The 14,133-nt window shown below is 72.0% G+C and carries 13 protein-coding genes; 7 read left to right on the forward strand and 6 right to left on the reverse strand.

Annotated features, from left to right (window positions below; all coding sequences use genetic code 11):
* Positions 1–9 precede the first annotated feature (9 nt).
* The gene (locus GCE86_RS28010; RefSeq protein WP_154229678.1) at positions 10–450 is read right to left on the reverse strand and encodes a DUF1801 domain-containing protein; all 441 of its coding nucleotides are present in this window, start codon (positions 448–450) and stop codon (positions 10–12) included.
* Positions 451–550: 100 nt separating this feature from the next.
* On the opposite strand from GCE86_RS28010, the gene GCE86_RS28015 reads away from it, so the two are divergent.
* On the forward strand, positions 551–1,402 hold the full coding sequence (locus GCE86_RS28015; RefSeq protein ID WP_154229679.1) for a GNAT family N-acetyltransferase: 852 nt from the start codon (positions 551–553) through the stop codon (positions 1,400–1,402).
* Between the two features lie 316 nt (positions 1,403–1,718).
* Here GCE86_RS28015 and GCE86_RS28020 read toward each other — a convergent pair whose 3' ends face one another.
* Positions 1,719–1,985 (reverse strand): hypothetical protein, encoded by a 267-nt coding sequence (locus GCE86_RS28020; RefSeq protein ID WP_154229680.1) that lies wholly within the window; start codon positions 1,983–1,985, stop codon positions 1,719–1,721.
* Positions 1,982–2,248: a DivIVA domain-containing protein gene (locus GCE86_RS28025; RefSeq protein WP_338106338.1), complete on the reverse strand. Its 267-nt coding sequence runs from the start codon at positions 2,246–2,248 to the stop codon at positions 1,982–1,984. Before GCE86_RS28025 ends, GCE86_RS28020 begins: the two co-directional genes overlap by 4 nt.
* A gap of 367 nt (positions 2,249–2,615) precedes the next feature.
* On the opposite strand from GCE86_RS28025, the gene GCE86_RS28030 reads away from it, so the two are divergent.
* Both GCE86_RS28030 and GCE86_RS28035 read left to right on the forward strand, forming a co-directional pair.
* Positions 2,616–2,849, forward strand: a complete 234-nt coding sequence (locus tag GCE86_RS28030; RefSeq protein WP_154229682.1) for a winged helix-turn-helix domain-containing protein — start codon at positions 2,616–2,618, stop codon at positions 2,847–2,849.
* A gap of 166 nt (positions 2,850–3,015) precedes the next feature.
* Positions 3,016–5,964 carry an RHS repeat domain-containing protein gene (locus GCE86_RS28035; RefSeq protein ID WP_204341667.1) on the forward strand — a complete coding sequence of 983 codons (2,949 nt, stop codon included), beginning with the start codon at positions 3,016–3,018 and terminating at the stop codon, positions 5,962–5,964.
* Between the two features lie 61 nt (positions 5,965–6,025).
* Here the strand turns inward: GCE86_RS28035 and GCE86_RS28040 are convergent, their stop codons facing one another.
* Positions 6,026–7,705 (reverse strand): DNA repair helicase XPB, encoded by a 1,680-nt coding sequence (locus GCE86_RS28040; protein WP_154229683.1) that lies wholly within the window; start codon positions 7,703–7,705, stop codon positions 6,026–6,028.
* A gap of 173 nt (positions 7,706–7,878) precedes the next feature.
* On the opposite strand from GCE86_RS28040, the gene GCE86_RS28045 reads away from it, so the two are divergent.
* Positions 7,879–8,742 (forward strand): L,D-transpeptidase family protein, encoded by an 864-nt coding sequence (locus GCE86_RS28045; protein ID WP_154229684.1) that lies wholly within the window; start codon positions 7,879–7,881, stop codon positions 8,740–8,742.
* Positions 8,743–8,858: 116 nt separating this feature from the next.
* Positions 8,859–9,095 (forward strand): hypothetical protein, encoded by a 237-nt coding sequence (locus GCE86_RS28050; protein WP_154229685.1) that lies wholly within the window; start codon positions 8,859–8,861, stop codon positions 9,093–9,095.
* On the opposite strand, the gene GCE86_RS28055 is transcribed toward GCE86_RS28050, so the two are convergent.
* Entirely contained in the window at positions 9,092–11,557 is a 2,466-nt protein-coding gene (locus GCE86_RS28055; RefSeq protein ID WP_154229686.1) for a helicase-associated domain-containing protein, read from the reverse strand. The two genes, GCE86_RS28050 and GCE86_RS28055, sit on opposite strands and share 4 nt — an antisense overlap.
* A gap of 61 nt (positions 11,558–11,618) precedes the next feature.
* On the opposite strand from GCE86_RS28055, the gene GCE86_RS28060 reads away from it, so the two are divergent.
* A complete protein-coding gene (locus GCE86_RS28060) occupies positions 11,619–12,242 on the forward strand; it encodes an HAD family hydrolase (protein ID WP_154229687.1) in 624 nt (207 codons plus the stop codon).
* 27 nt (positions 12,243–12,269) lie between these two features.
* A complete protein-coding gene (locus tag GCE86_RS28065) occupies positions 12,270–12,656 on the forward strand; it encodes a cold-shock protein (RefSeq protein ID WP_026267952.1) in 387 nt (128 codons plus the stop codon).
* Here GCE86_RS28065 and GCE86_RS28070 read toward each other — a convergent pair.
* Positions 12,617–13,447: a 1,4-dihydroxy-6-naphtoate synthase gene (locus tag GCE86_RS28070; RefSeq protein ID WP_154229688.1), complete on the reverse strand. Its 831-nt coding sequence runs from the start codon at positions 13,445–13,447 to the stop codon at positions 12,617–12,619. The two genes, GCE86_RS28065 and GCE86_RS28070, sit on opposite strands and share 40 nt — an antisense overlap.
* Positions 13,448–14,133 lie beyond the last annotated feature (686 nt).

Genomic DNA, 14,133 nt, shown 5'->3' on the forward strand with positions numbered 1-14,133 from the left:
CGCCTCCGGTCAGCCCTGGCTGGCCCGGTCGACGCCCTTGTGCACCCGGACCGTGCGGTCGACCAGCTCGCGCAGGGCGCTCTCGTCCACGTCATCGAGTCGCTTCAGATAGAGGCAGCCCTTGCCGGTCTTGTGCGGGCCGAGCCGGGCCAGCACCGACGGGTAGCGCTCCTCGTAGCCGCCCACCAGGTAGACGACGAGCTGCTGCTTGCGGGGCGAGAAGCCGACCAGCGGCCAGTCGCCCGTGCGCCCGCTCCCGTAGGTGTAGCGGTAGGTGCCGAAGCCCACGATGCTCGGACCCCACATGACCGGGGGCTCGCCGGTCACCTCGCGCAACAGGGCGCACAGGCGCTCGGCGTCGGCCCGCCGGCGGTCGTCCGGCACGGCCGCCAGGAAGTCGTCGACGCTGGCGTCGGTCGGCACGGTCACCGGCTGCTTCGAGGTCGCCATGTGCCCGATGCTCCCAGGTACCTACGACAACGAATCCGGTTGACACCGGTCCCGGGCGCCGGGCCTACTGCGCAGCGGCGATTGTTATGGAGGGTGGGACGTGGACGGGCTCATCTGGAAGGAATTCGGCGAGGAGCACCTCGGGAAGCTGACCGGGCTGGCCGAGGCGTGCCTGGCCGTCGATGGTGGGTTGCCGCTGTTCGCCCGTACCTCGCTGTTGCGGGCGCGGCTGCTCCAGACGCGTACCCTCGGCGCCTGGCACGACGGCGGCCTGGTCGCGGCCGTGGGGGTCGGCCTCGGCGGGCGCCCGGCCACCACCACGGGCCTGGTGCATCCCGACTGGCGGGGGCGGGGTCTCGGCGGGCGGCTGCTGAGCTGGGCTCTTGAGCAGGCGGGTGACGCCGACCTGCTGGTGACCACCGAGTCGTGGAGCCCGGGCGCGGACGCCCTGTTCACGGCGCGCGGCTTCGACCGGACGTTCACCGAGTGGGTGCAGCGCCACGACCTCGGCGGCGTTCCCTCGGTCACCCCTCCCGACGGCGTGACGACCGAGCCGGTGACGCTCGGCCCGGAGCTGTTCTCGACCTACTGGGCGTCGTTCGCCGACCGGCCCGGCTTCGGTTCGCCCACTGCCGAGGAGTGGCTGGGCGAGCTGGGGGAGGACGACGAGTACCGGGCGGATCTGTCGCTCATCGCGCGTGGTCCGGACGGTGCCGCCGTGGGCTTCGTCAACGTCATCGACAACTGGATCGACCAGGTGGGTGTGGTTCCCGGGTGGCGCGGGCGGCGGGTCGGGGCGTATCTGGTGGCCGGTGCGCTGCGGGGGCTGGCGGGCGACGGGGCGCGGGAGGTGTGGCTCTGCGTCAACGACAACAACCCGGCGGCCGCGCTGTACCGGCGGCTCGGGTTCCAGGACTTCGGCCGGCGGGCCGGCTACCTGCGCCGTTCGTAGCCTTGAGCGCGCTCGGCCTTCGTGGAGGCCGAGCGCGCTTTGTCTTCACCGAGCGGTCCGGTGTCGGGCTTACTGGAAGATCCGGCCGGGCCGGGTGGCCTTCGCCTTGGTGATCAGGCTGTCTCCCCGTCTACGGCGTACCTGGATGTTCTTTGTCGCCCTTTTGATCGGGGTGAGAATTCTGTCCTTCATCGCGTGCCTCTTCTCTTCTGAGATGGCGCTTCCGCAGCAGGGCGTCTTCCCGACCTGCCTCCGGTGTGCGTACCCGCTGGGCCGGTCGCCATTCGGTCAGCGCTTGCCGCGGCACCGGTCGCGCTCAGCGGCGGGTGAGCCAGGGTGCGCGTCGTGCGCAGGGTGAGGTGTGGTCGACCGGTAGGGCGCAGCGGCCGCCGCTGGGTAGTGGGCGGTCGCAGAACACCCAGTGGCGTAGGGATTGCTGGTCTTCGGGCGAGACGGTAACGCCGCCGGGCTCCACGCGGGCGCTGAGCTGGGCGAGCAGGCGGGCGGCCGTGCGGGCGAAGATCCTCGCGCGGTGCAGGTCGGGGGCCGTGACCGGCAGGTGGATCACCCAACGGTCGGTCATCGGTAGAGGCGGTTCGCCGATTGGGCGCTCTGCCAACTGCGCAGGGCGTTCTTGATGCGGAGGTTCTCCTCCTGGACGGCTTGCAGGGCGGTCTGTGCGACGGTGAGTTCGTCGGCGACCTGGTGGAGGAAGGTGCGGATCTCGACGGGGTCGAGGCCGCGCCGGCGGACGTTGAAGCACCGCTCGCGGATCTGCCAGGGGCGGAGCGGCTGGCTTCTGTTGGTTTGCGCGATTCGTTGTCTCTCGTCGCGTCGGCTCGCCAGCCGCCGGATCAAGTTGTGCACAGGGACCGCCCTTCGTCGGGTCACGTCGAAGTGGTGGGGGCGGCCTCGGCGGGTTGCGGTTGGCAGAGGCCGGCCGTCCCAGCGGCCTGTTCGGGGTACGGCAGCAGGGACGCTTGCGTTCAACGTTGGGGTGCTGGCACAGCCGACCAGCGAAGTTGGCCGTGCCAGCGACGGTGGAGGCCCAACCGGGAGGCCGGTTGCCTACCAGGCGTTCCAGTGCCGGGCTTCCGCGGCCAACATACAATGCAAAGCATGCAAAGAACAAGAGCCGAACATGCTAAGCACGCGAAGTCTTGGCTGCCGAGCTGGCGGCGTGGGAGGATCTTGGGGCCTACCAGGAGTTGCCATGCCCCGAATCCCAGACCGTCAGCGCATTGCTCAGGACATCCGCGACAAGATCAGCTCGGGCGAGTACGGCCCGGGGTTCAAGCTGCCTTCCCTGCGCGAGATGTCCGCGCAGTACGGCGTCTCCGCCGAGCCGGTTCGATCAGCTCTGCTGATCCTGCAGGCTGAAGGGCTGGTCGAAGGCCATCAGGGCAAGGGCGTGTATGTGAGCGGAAACCTTCCATCGGCTGACTAGGTGTGGCTTCCTCTGTCGACGGGCGCCTGCAAGGGCCTCGGCGCAGGCAGCAGGTGCACCCCTGGGGTATGTCTGACCAGGAGACTGTGGGCCGGTTGGGGGGTCCCAGACGACCCGAACCGCGTAGGCGGACGTTGCCGTCCCTCGATACGCTCCGGGCGATTCGATGGCGACCTACGCCACCGTCCACGGGGGAAGGGGCATCGTCGTGCACGCACGAAGATTGCTTGCCGCATCACTGGGCATTGTGCTCGGTGCCGGCCTGATCAGTATCAACGCCAGCCCGGCACAGGCCTACGAGCAGCGGGACGTCAGCAAGTCCGGCTGGGCCTACACGGACTCGGCGCAGCCGAAGAAATCGTTCATCAACCCCTCCGGGGACGCGCCGATCGGCGCCTGGACGGATGCGGCCGGCGCGAAGCACAAGTCCCGGTCCTACTTCACCTTCGACGTCTCGCGCTTCCGCGCGGCTGTCGTCCACAAGGCGGACCTGGTCATCGCGGAGCGGTCGGCGGCGGACTGCGCGACGGCCCAGCCGGTCGAGCTGTGGCGCACCGATCCGATCAAGGCGACCACGAGCTGGGACTCGGCGCCGCGCCGGCGTGAGCTGCTCGGCACCGTCCAGGCCGGCGGGGAGGCCGCCTGCCCGGGCTATCTGGTGTGGGACATCATGCCCGCCCTGCAGAAGCTGGCGAACCAGAACAGCGACACGCTGACCGTCGAGATCCGGGTGCCGCAGGGCTACGAGGGCAAGCTCTCCCACGGCCGGAAGCTCCGCCCGTTCCCGGTCATCCACACCGAGGCGAACCACGCGCCGACGGTGGGGCAGATCGGTCTGGAGTTCCCCTCCTGGGCCTGCGGGACCGCGGAGAAGCCGCAGCCCGTGGGGCCGCGCTACTACAGCCTGATGGTCAAGGGCGCGGACGCGGACGCCTACGACTCCGAATACAACGGGCAGTTCGCCGCCTGGCCGGTCGGCCACGAGGACCAGCGCGCCGAGCAGTTCGGGTCGAGCTACGGGGGCGCGTTCTCGAAGGTCGAATGGGACATGTCGCAGTACCCGGACGGCACCGTGGTGGCCTGGACCGCCCGCGCCTACGACGGTCACGACTTCTCCGAGTGGGCCAAACCGTGCTACGTGAAGGTGGACGCGCAGCGTCCGGCCACCCCCGTGATCACCTCGACGAAGTATCCGAACGATGGTGAGGCGCACGGTGGTTCCGGAGTTCCGGGGACGTTCACGTTCAAGGCGAACGGGTCGGCCGACGTGGTCGGCTACTACTGGGGGCGCTACGGCGAGACGTACAACTACATCCCCGCGCCCACACCCGGTGCGGACGTCACCCTCGAATACACCCCGACCTCGTTCTTCGAGTCGCTGAGCGTGCGCAGTGTGGACAGCGCCTCGAACTCCTCGGAGACGGCGCAGTACGAGTTCTTCGTGAGGTCCACGGCACCGCAGGTGCGGGTGACGGTGGGCGGTGTCGGACTGCCCAGCAAGCTGGCCATCTCCACCAACGTCGAGGGGGTCACCGAGTTCGGCTACCGGATCGGTGACGGCGACGAGACCCGGGTCCCGGCCGACGCCGACGGCACGACCGAGGTGCCGGTGGTGTTCACCCAGGCGGGCACCATCAAGGTCCAGGTACGCAGCTACGTCGGGAGCGAGTTCGTCGGCGGGTACACCGAGAATGTGTCGGTCCGCGACACCCCGACCGTGGAGTCGGCCGACTTCGACTTCCCGGACCACGACGGGGTGGTGGACCGTCCCGGCAGCTTCACCTTCCGGCCCGGCCGGACCGGTGTGGTGGCGTACGAGTACACGTTCGGCAACGACGAGTTCCGGCGCCTCGACGCGGCGGCGGACGGCACGGCGGTCCTGCGCTGGACGCCGACCGAGCCCGGCTGGATCACGCTGCACGTGCGCAGCGTCAGCGCCGACGACACCGTCTCCGAGGTCGCGGAGTACCAGTTCAACGTCATCGACACCAAGCCCAACGTCTCCTCCAGCACCTACTACGAGTACGGCGCCTGGGGCGGCGTGGGCATCGCCGGTGAGTTCAACTTCGACACCGCGATGCCGGACGTGGACGTCTACCTCTACCGCCTCAACGACGGGCCCGAGCAGACCGTGGACCCGGAGTACAGCTGGGCCCGGGTGACGCTCGCCCCCGACCACTCCGGCAGCAACACGCTGACGGTGCGTACCCGATTCCTGGACGGGACCTTCTCGCCGACTCGGACCTACACCTTCGAGGTCAGCGACGCGCCGGTGGTGACGTCCAGCGACTACCCCGAGAACGGCGAGGGCGGCCAGCCCGGCCAGGCCGGCCGGTTCACCTTCAGCCCGGGCCGCCCCGACGTGACGGAGTACCGCTACACGCTGGAGTACAGCGGCGAGGAGCAGGTCGTCGCCGCCGGCGCGGACGGCAAGGCCACGGTCGAGATCACCCCGACGCACTCCGGGTACACCCTGTTGACGGTCACCAGCCGGGCGGCCGACGGCACGGTCAGCCCCGAGCGCCGGTACTACTTCCGGGTCCGCGACCCCCGGGTGAACGTGAGCAGCGCGTACGACGAGTACAGCCCGCGTGGCGGCATCGGCGCGGTCGGCCGGTTCGGCGTCTACACCGAGATCGGCGAGGTGACCACCTTCGAGTACCAGCTCAACGGCGGTGCCTGGCTGAGCGTGCCGAAGACGCCCGACGCGCTGGTCACCGAGATCTCGGTGACCATGGACCGCAACGGCGCGAACGTCTTCTCGGTGCGGGGCCGCACCGAGGCGGGCGAGTACACGCCGCAGACCGACTACCCGTTCCTGGTCGGCACGGCGCCGCAGGTCACGTCGAGCACCTACCCGGCCGGCCAGTGGGCCGGTGGCGTGGGCGTACCGGGTGACTTCACCTTCACGCAGGGCAGCCCGGGCGTGGTGGAGTTCGAGTACACCGTCGACGACGGGCAGCCGGCGACGGTGGCGGCGAACGCCGCCGGGGTTGCCACGGTGACCTACACGCCGACCTCGGTCAGCTCGCACACCATGACGGTGCGCGGCCGGACCGCCGACGGGGTGTGGACCGACACGACCAGCTACTACTTCCTGGTCGACTTCTCCTGACCCGGCCTGGACACGGTGGGCCGTCCCGTTCGGGGCGGCCCACCGTGCTGCGCGGGGCAGCTCAGTCGATGGTCGGCAGCTTCGGGCCGAGGACGTCGTCGGCGTCCACGATGGTGTACGCGTACCCCTGTTCGGCGAGGAACCGCTGGCGGTGGGCCGCGTACTCGGTGTCGATCGTGTCCCGGGAGACGACGGTGTAGAAGTGCGCCTGCCGCCCGTCGGACTTGGGCCGCAGCACCCGCCCCAGCCGCTGCGCCTCCTCCTGCCGGGACCCGAAGGTCCCCGACACCTGGATGGCCACCGCGGCCTCCGGCAGGTCGATCGAGAAGTTCCCGACCTTGGAGATGACCAGCGTCTTCACCTCACCGGACCGGAACGCGTCGAACAGCCGCTCCCGCTCCTTGTTGGTCGTCGACCCCTGCACGATCGGCGCGTCCAGGTACTCCCCGAGCTGGTGCAGCTGGTCGATGTACCCGCCGATCACGAGCACCTGCTCGTCGGGGTGCCGCTCGACCAGCGCCCGCACCACCGGCAGCTTCGTCCGGGCGGTGGCCGCCATCCGGTAGCGCTCCTCGGCCTCCGCCGTCGCGTACGACATCCGCTCCGCGTCGGTCAGCGTCACCCGTACCTCGGTGCACTCGGCCGGGGCGATCCAGCCCTGCTGCTCGATGTCCTTCCACGGCGCGTCGTACCGCTTCGGGCCGATCAGGCTGAACACGTCGCCCTCGCGGCCGTCCTCGCGTACCAGAGTCGCCGTGAGGCCGAGCCGGCGGCGGGCCTGCAGGTCCGCGGTGAAGCGGAAGATCGGCGCGGGCAGGAGGTGCACCTCGTCGTAGACGACCAGGCCCCAGTCGCGGGCGCCGAACAGGTCGAGGTGGGTGAACACGCCCTTCTTGCGGGAGGTGAGCACCTGGTACGTGGCGATGGTGACCGGGCGGATCTCCTTGCGCTCACCCGAGTACTCGCCGATCTCGTCCTCGGTGAGCGACGTGCGGGCGATCAGCTCGCGCTTCCACTGCCGGCCGGCCACCGTGTTGGTGACCAGGATCAGCGTGGTGGCCTTGGCCTCGGCCATGGCCGCCGCCCCGACGAGGGTCTTGCCGGCGCCGCAGGGGAGCACCACCACGCCGGAGCCGCCCGCCCAGAACGCCTCGACGGCCTCCCGCTGGTACGACCGCAGCGTCCACGGCTTGCCGCCGTCCTTGCCGGCCTCGGCCAGCTCGATGGGGTGCGCCTCGCCGTCGACGTAGCCGGCCAGGTCCTCGGCGGGCCAGCCGAGCTTCAGCAGCGCCTGCTTGAGGCGGCCGCGCTCGGAGGGGTGCACCTGGATGGTGTCGTCGTCGAGTTTCGCGCCGAGCATCCCGGCGAGCTTCTTGCTCTTGGCGACCTCGACCAGCACCACCCGGTCCAGCGCGCGGAGCACCAGGCCGTGCGCCGGGTCGTTGGCGAGCTGGAGCCGGCCGTACCGGTCCATCGTCTCGGCCACGTCGACCAGCAGCGCGTGCGGCACCGGGTAGCGGGAGTACTTGATCAGCGTGTCCACCACGCCCTCGGCATCGTGGCCGGCGGCTCGGGCGTTCCACAGGCCCAGCGGGGTGAGCCGGTAGGTGTGCACGTGCTCGGGGGAACGCTCCAGCTCGGCGAAGGGCGCGATGGCCATCCGGCACGCCTGGGCGTCGGGGTGGTCGATCTCCAGCAGCAGGGTCTTGTCCGACTGCACGATCAGTGGTCCACCGCTCACGCCAGCGTCCTCTCCTTGACCGGAAATTCTCGCCCGCACGGCGGCTGACCTGCCGAAGGCGGACCATCCAGTGTTGCACGCCGACAGGTGTCCGGAAAAAGTCTCGCTGGACCTGCAACGTCACACTGCTCCCGTACGTCTAGCAAGCGGGACAACTGTCCAGGGGAGGGCCCATGAAGCGTGTCCGGTTCGCCGTCCGGGCCGTCTGCCTGGCAGCGGTCGTGCTGGTCGGCGTCGGTGCGTGCGCGCGCGATCCGCAGGCCGGCGGAACCGGGGCCGCCGCCCCGGCGCCCGTCGGCGTGACGGAGGAGGCATCGGGGGCGAGCGCGCCGCCCACGCCGGAGCAGCCGGCCGCGTCCCCGTCGGCGACGCCGAGCCGGACGACCACGCCGAAACCCAGCCGCACCACACCGAAGCCGGCCACGCCGAAGCCGTCGAAGCCCGCCGGGTGCCCGGAGGGGGAGCAGCAGAAGGCCGTGGAGACGTATTTGAGCCGGCTGGGCGGTTTCGGGACGCTGAGCGTGGACGGAAAGCAGTCGGCCGCCGACTGCGCCGCGATCAAGAAGTTCCAGATCCGGTACGGGATCAGCCCGGCCACGGGTCGCGCCGGCCCCACCACGTACGACGTGGCGAAGCGGTTGGCGAACACCGACACGGGGCGCTGCAACGCGGGCTCCCGCACCACCTTCTGCGTCGACCTGACCCACCAGACGGTCTGGGCCATGCGCGGCGGGAAGGTGGTCATGGGCCCGACGGTGACCCGCACCGGCATGGCCGGCTACGCCACCCCGACCGGCACCTACTCCGTCGGCGGGAAGAACATGCGCGAGTGGTCCAACCCGTACGAGGTGTGGCTGCCCTACTGGCAGCGGTTCAACGGCGGGATCGGCTTCCACGAGACGACGACCTACCTGCACAACGGCTCGATCGGCTCGCACGGCTGCGTGAACCTGCTGCACCGCGACGCCGTACGCCTCTGGGAGCTGGGCTCGGTCGGCACCCGGGTGGTCGTCTTCGGCCACCGCCCGGGCACCTGATACCCGACCGCCCGTGACACGCGCGCCCGGATCAGGGTTTTATCCCCTGTCCGGGTGACCCCCTCCGGTGCCACGCTGGAGGCCGGGTCCACCACGGTGCGGGGGAGGGGCTGCAGATGACGGTCGACCACGACGTGCTTCCCGAGGACGACCGGGCACGCCGGCCGGAGGTCTCACCGGCGGCCCTGTTCGGCTACGCTGCCGCCGCCACCGGCATCTTCGGCTGGTTCCTGTTCGGGCTGCTGGTGCAGCGGCAGGGCTTCGTCGACTCGGTCGGCGAGTCGGCCGGCGCCGCGTTCGCCCTGCTCCTCGCCGTCTCGGTGGTCGGCGCCCTGCGCCGCAACGGCGACTAGTCCTCCAGCACCGCCGCCGTGATCCGGTGCAGCGCGAAGGTGTGCAGCATCTCCGTGCGCTCGTCCTCGGCACGCAGGTAGCCGGCCCCCATCGAGACCGGCCGGACCAGGCGGGACGCGGTCGCCCCGTGCGCGTCGACGTAGCCGACCCAGACCAGCGCCTTGTCCCGTACCGCCTGCTGGAGCACCGCCAGGGCGTCGCTGTGGGTGTGCGCGGGCCCCGGGCCCTTGCGCGTCCCGCGGACCACTTCGGGGGCGCGCCGCGCCGCCCGGGCCGCCGCGTCGCCCCGGCGGATCTGCTCGACCACGCCGAGCAGCCGGGGCATCGGCAGCCGCGGCGCCGCGAGCGGGTCGAGGGTGCGGCCCGCGGCGTGCACCCGGGCCGGCGCCCGCCGCGTCTTCGGCCGAGCGAGCACCGCCGCGCCGCCCGCGTCCTCGGCGACCGGCGCGTAACCGGCGTCGCGCAGCGCGGTCAGCATCCGGTTCACCTGGTACGGGGTGATCAGCACCGTCGGCGCCAGCCGGCGGAAGGCCAGCGCCTCCAGCCGCTTGTCGGCCTGCACCTCGGTGAGCAGTGCCTCGTCGTCGCTGCGTACGTAGCCGCCGGCCGAGCCGACCCGCAGCCCGCCGTGCTTGCGCGCCACGTCGTCCACCAGGTAGGACAGCCCCTGCGGCACCGGGGTACGCGACCGGCGGCGGAACAGCGCGTGCAGGTCGTCGGCCGAGTAGCCGGCATCCAGGGCCCGCCGGACGCTGGCCGTGGTGACCCGGTAGACGCTCGCCCCGCCGGCCGACTCGTGCTCGGCCACCACATCCAGCTCGCCGGCGAGCGCCGGATCGGGCGGGCCGGGCACCACCACGGTGAGGTCGGCCTGCACGAGGAAGTGGTCGACGGGTGCGGGCAGCAGCGCGTCCAGCGCCCGGACCGCGGTGGACGGCTCACCCGACTCCGCCTCGGAGTGCAGCCCCAGCGGGTCGGCGGCCCGCTCGTCGGCGTCGCTCAGCTCGGCCAGCAGCAGCCGCCCGTACGAGGTCAGCGCCCCGAGCCCGGTCACCCCGAGCTGGGCGGCCTCGGCCAGCACCTCGCGGTGCGCCGTCTCCCGCCCCCGGGCGCGCCGGGGCGCCCGCCAGTCCAGCAGCTCCAGCACCTCCTCCGGGGTCGGTGCGGTGCCCGGGGGCAGGTCGGCTAGCTCGGCGAGCACCGAACGCCGGGCGGCCGGCGCGCCGGCGCGTTCCGCCTCGGCGGAGAGCACCGAGATGGGCCGGTCCCGGTCGTCGCGCTGCCCGACCAGGCCCACCTGGCGGGTCATCATCAGCCACGCCCGGGCCAGCTGTTCCCAGCGCTGGGCCAGCGAGGCGGCGCGCCACACCTCGTACCCGCCGGTGGGCAGGATCTGCTGGTCGCCCCCGTACCGCGTGGTGACCGACCCGGTCAGGTCGAGCTCGCCGACCAGCCCGGCCGCGTAGGCCACCTCGAAGAGCAGCGCCGTGGTCGCGTCGTCCAGCCCGATGCCGCGGGCCAGCCGGCGCAGGTCGCGCACGCCCACGCCGCCGGAACGCAGCACCGGGGCCGGCTCGGCGGCCAGGGCCTCGAGCAGCGCCTCGGTGTGCCGGACCACCTCCATGGTCTGCCCGGCGCCGGCCGAGTCGACGGACTTGGCCTCGCGCGGCGGGGTCGACACCTCGGGCGGGGTGGTGCGCAGCGGGCCGAGCGGGCCGGTGTCCCGCCGCAGCAGCAGCCCCACCTCGCGGGGCAGCTCGACGCTGCCGCCCCCCTTGACGGCCGACATCCGCACGAGCAGCCGGTGCTCCACGAGCCAGCGGATCGGGGAGCCGGTGGCCGCCCCGCCGTTGACCAGGTCCGGCGGGAGGACGTCCTCCTCACCGGTCGCGGGGGCCTCCAGCGCGCCCGGGGGCACGGTGCCGACCGGCGGTCCGGCGGCGAGCCGGTCCAGGATCGCCCGGGCCGACGGCGGCGCGGCCAGCAGCGTCCGCCGCAGCTTCGCCGGGTCCGTGCACACGGCCGCCGCGCGCGGGTCCAGCTCCGCGGCCGGGCGACCCAGACCCGCGAGGTACGGGGACACCTCGTCGACGCCGCCCACCACGCGCAGGTCGTGCTCCGGCCCGTACAGGAGGAAGAGCGCGCGGAGCCGGTTCACCGCGCCGCGGACCGCGGCCGGGGCGGGCGGGTGCGGGCCGGAGGTCGCCAGGGCCAGGATGGCCTCGGTGGCGGTGCCGCCGCTCTCCGGGTCCCGGGTGAGGCGGGCGGCGTCCAGGATCTGGAGGGTGAACTGGTCCAGCCCGTCGAGCGCCCGCGCCACGGAGACCCGCGACTGGGCGCGGATGGCGAGGGCGGAGACGTCTGCCGGCACCGGTACGACGAGGTCCGGCCGCAGCTGGAGCAGGGCGGCCAGGGACTCGTCGGGAAGGGTCCGCAGGTGGTCGGCGAATGAGGTGGTCATCGTCGTTCCACGCTAGCCCGGCCGGGGCCGGTCGCGCCCCTCGGACGGGTACGTTCTCGACATGCCCTCGCTCATGGTCGGCTTCGACCTCGACATGACCCTGGTCGACTCGCGCCCCGGCATCGCGGCCGCCTACCGGGCGCTGACCGCGCAGACCGGCGTGCCCGTCGACGCCGAGCTGGCGGTCTCCCGCCTCGGGCCGCCGCTGCGCACCGAGATCGCGCACTGGTTCCCGCCCGAGCAGGTCGAGGAGGCGGTCCTCGCGTACCGGGAGCTCTACCCGGCGTACGCGATCACCCCGACCCTGCCGATGCCCGGCGCGGAGGACGCGATCAAGGCGGTGCACGCGCGCGGCGGCCGGGTCATGGTGGTGACCTCCAAGATCGGCCGGCTGGCGAAGCTGCACCTCGATCACCTCGGCCTGGCCGTCGACGAGCTGGCGGGTGACCTGTTCGCCGAGCAGAAGGCGACCGCGCTGCGGGAGCACGGCGCGACCCTCTACGTCGGCGATCATGTGGCCGACATGGCCGCCGCACAAGCCGCGGGAATCCCGGGCGTGGGAGTGGCAACCGGCCCCTGCACGAGGGACGACCTGAGCGCCGCCGGGGCGCGCGTGGTGCTGGATGATCTCACCGGATTCCCAGCGGCGCTGGACCGGATCATCGGGCTAGCCTTGGAGGGGTAGAGGTTCCGAGCGAAGCAGGGGTTTCAGGTGCCGACGGGTCGAGTGAAGTGGTATGACGCGGCCAAGGGATACGGGTTCGTCACCAGCGACGAGGGTGGCGACGTGTTCCTGCCCAAGGGCGCGCTACCGGCGGGTGTCGCCGACCTGAAGGGCGGCCAGCGGGTCGATTTCAGCGTGGTGGACAGCCGGCGGGGCGCCCAGGCCATGGGGGTCAAGCTGCTGGAGGCGCCGCCCTCGGTGGCGGAGCTGCGCCGGCGGCCGGCCGAGGAGCTGCACGGCCTGGTCGAAGACATGATCAAGGTGCTGGAGGCGAAGGTCCAGCCGGACCTGCGCCGGGGCCGCTTCCCGGACCGGAAGACCGCGCAGAAGATCGCTCAGCTGGTCCACGCCGTGGCGCGCGAGCTGGAGGTCTGAGGGACGAGCCCGGCGTCGGCGGCCCGGCCCAGCAGCGCCTCCACGGCGGCGAAGCCGGCCTCTCCCAGGTCGGCGGTGAACTCGTTGACGTAGAGGCCGATGTGCCGGTCCACCACGTCGGGCTCCATCTCCTGCGCGTGCGCGAGCACGTACTCCCGGCTGGCCTCCGGGTCGGCCCACGCCTGCCGGACCGACTCGCGGATCCAGGCGGCCGCCTCGACCGGGTCCACGGCGCCCTTGCGGGCCAGGATCGCGCCGAGCGGGATCGGCAGCCCCGTGTCGCCCTCCCACCACTCGCCGAGGTCGACCAGGGCGGTCAGCCCGTGCCGCGGGTAGGTGAAGCGCGCCTCGTGGATCACCAGCCCGGCGTCGTACCGCCCGGCCGCCACGCCCGGCATGATCTCGTGGAACGGCACGACCTCGATCCGCGCCGGCGGCTGCTCCGCAGCCCAGAGCCGGAACAGCAGGTACGCCGTGGTCCGCTCACCCGGCACGGCCACCGTCGCACCGGAGAGGTCGGTCCGGTCGCCGCGCGTCAGCACCAGCGGCCCGCAACCCCGACCGAGCGCCCCACCGCAGGGCAGCAGGTGGTATTCGTCGAGCAGCCACGGCAGCGCCGCGTAGCTCACCTTCACGAGGTCGAACGCCCCACGCTCGGCGGCCGTGTTGGTGACGTCCACGTCCGCGTAGGTCACCTCGACGGCCGGCGCGCCGGGCACCCGGCCGTGCACGAGGGCGTCGAAGACGAAGGTGTCGTTGGGGCAGGGCGAGATCGCCAGGGAGAGCGCCACGCCCCCACCGTAACCCCGCCGGGTCGTGGCCCCGCCACCCTGGTCCGAGGGGTGCCCCAGGCCACTCGCCCCGGATGTGGCCCGCCCACTCGGCTTTGGATGTACCGCTCGCCCCGGCCGGCGGGTTCGAAGGCAACCTGTCGCTGCCTTTCGAGCTGATGTCGGGGACGACTCATCGGGGAGCGATCGGTTCGCAGGTGGCGCCGTCGGCGACTCGGCTCAACCGTCTCGGTGGCGGTCGTCTGGCGTCGAGGTGTCGCCGGCTGTGGCCGCGGGCGGGGTCGAAGGCAACCTGTCGCTGCCTTTCGAGCTGATGTCGCGAACGACTCATCGGAGAGCGGCCGGTTCGCAGGTGGCGTCGTCACCGACTCAGCTTGGAGGCCATACGGCTACCCGATCGACCGAAGTCTCGTGCGACATCACCAACGACTCAGCTCGAAAGGCCGTGCCACTACTCGATGGACCGCGGCCTGGTGCGATGTCACCGGCGATTCAGCTCGAAAGGCGTGCCATTACTCGATGGACCGCGGCCTGGTGCGATGTCACCGGCGACTCAGCTCCGAGGGCGTGCCCCAGCAGGACGGCCACCGCGGGCGCGGTCACAGGTCACGCGGCTGAACTGTCGGCCCCAGTCCCCGCGCGACATCACCAACGACTCAGTTCGACAGCGGCTCGCTATCCACATG

This window comes from Micromonospora terminaliae (assembly GCF_009671205.1).
GTDB lineage: Bacteria > Actinomycetota > Actinomycetes > Mycobacteriales > Micromonosporaceae > Micromonospora > Micromonospora terminaliae.

What these genes read in the sequence shown, in the direction of transcription:
- GCE86_RS28010 (WP_154229678.1), bottom strand. Translation starts at nt 450, where the DNA reads ATGGCGACCTCGAAGCAGCCGGTGACCGTGCCGACCGACGCCAGCGTC.
- GCE86_RS28020 (WP_154229680.1), bottom strand. Translation starts at nt 1,985, where the DNA reads ATGACCGACCGTTGGGTGATCCACCTGCCGGTCACGGCCCCCGACCTG.
- GCE86_RS28030 (WP_154229682.1), top strand. Translation starts at nt 2,616, where the DNA reads ATGCCCCGAATCCCAGACCGTCAGCGCATTGCTCAGGACATCCGCGAC.
- GCE86_RS28035 (WP_204341667.1), top strand. Translation starts at nt 3,016, where the DNA reads ATGGCGACCTACGCCACCGTCCACGGGGGAAGGGGCATCGTCGTGCAC.
- GCE86_RS28045 (WP_154229684.1), top strand. Translation starts at nt 7,879, where the DNA reads ATGAAGCGTGTCCGGTTCGCCGTCCGGGCCGTCTGCCTGGCAGCGGTC.
- GCE86_RS28050 (WP_154229685.1), top strand. Translation starts at nt 8,859, where the DNA reads ATGACGGTCGACCACGACGTGCTTCCCGAGGACGACCGGGCACGCCGG.
- GCE86_RS28055 (WP_154229686.1), bottom strand. Translation starts at nt 11,557, where the DNA reads ATGACCACCTCATTCGCCGACCACCTGCGGACCCTTCCCGACGAGTCC.
- GCE86_RS28060 (WP_154229687.1), top strand. Translation starts at nt 11,619, where the DNA reads ATGCCCTCGCTCATGGTCGGCTTCGACCTCGACATGACCCTGGTCGAC.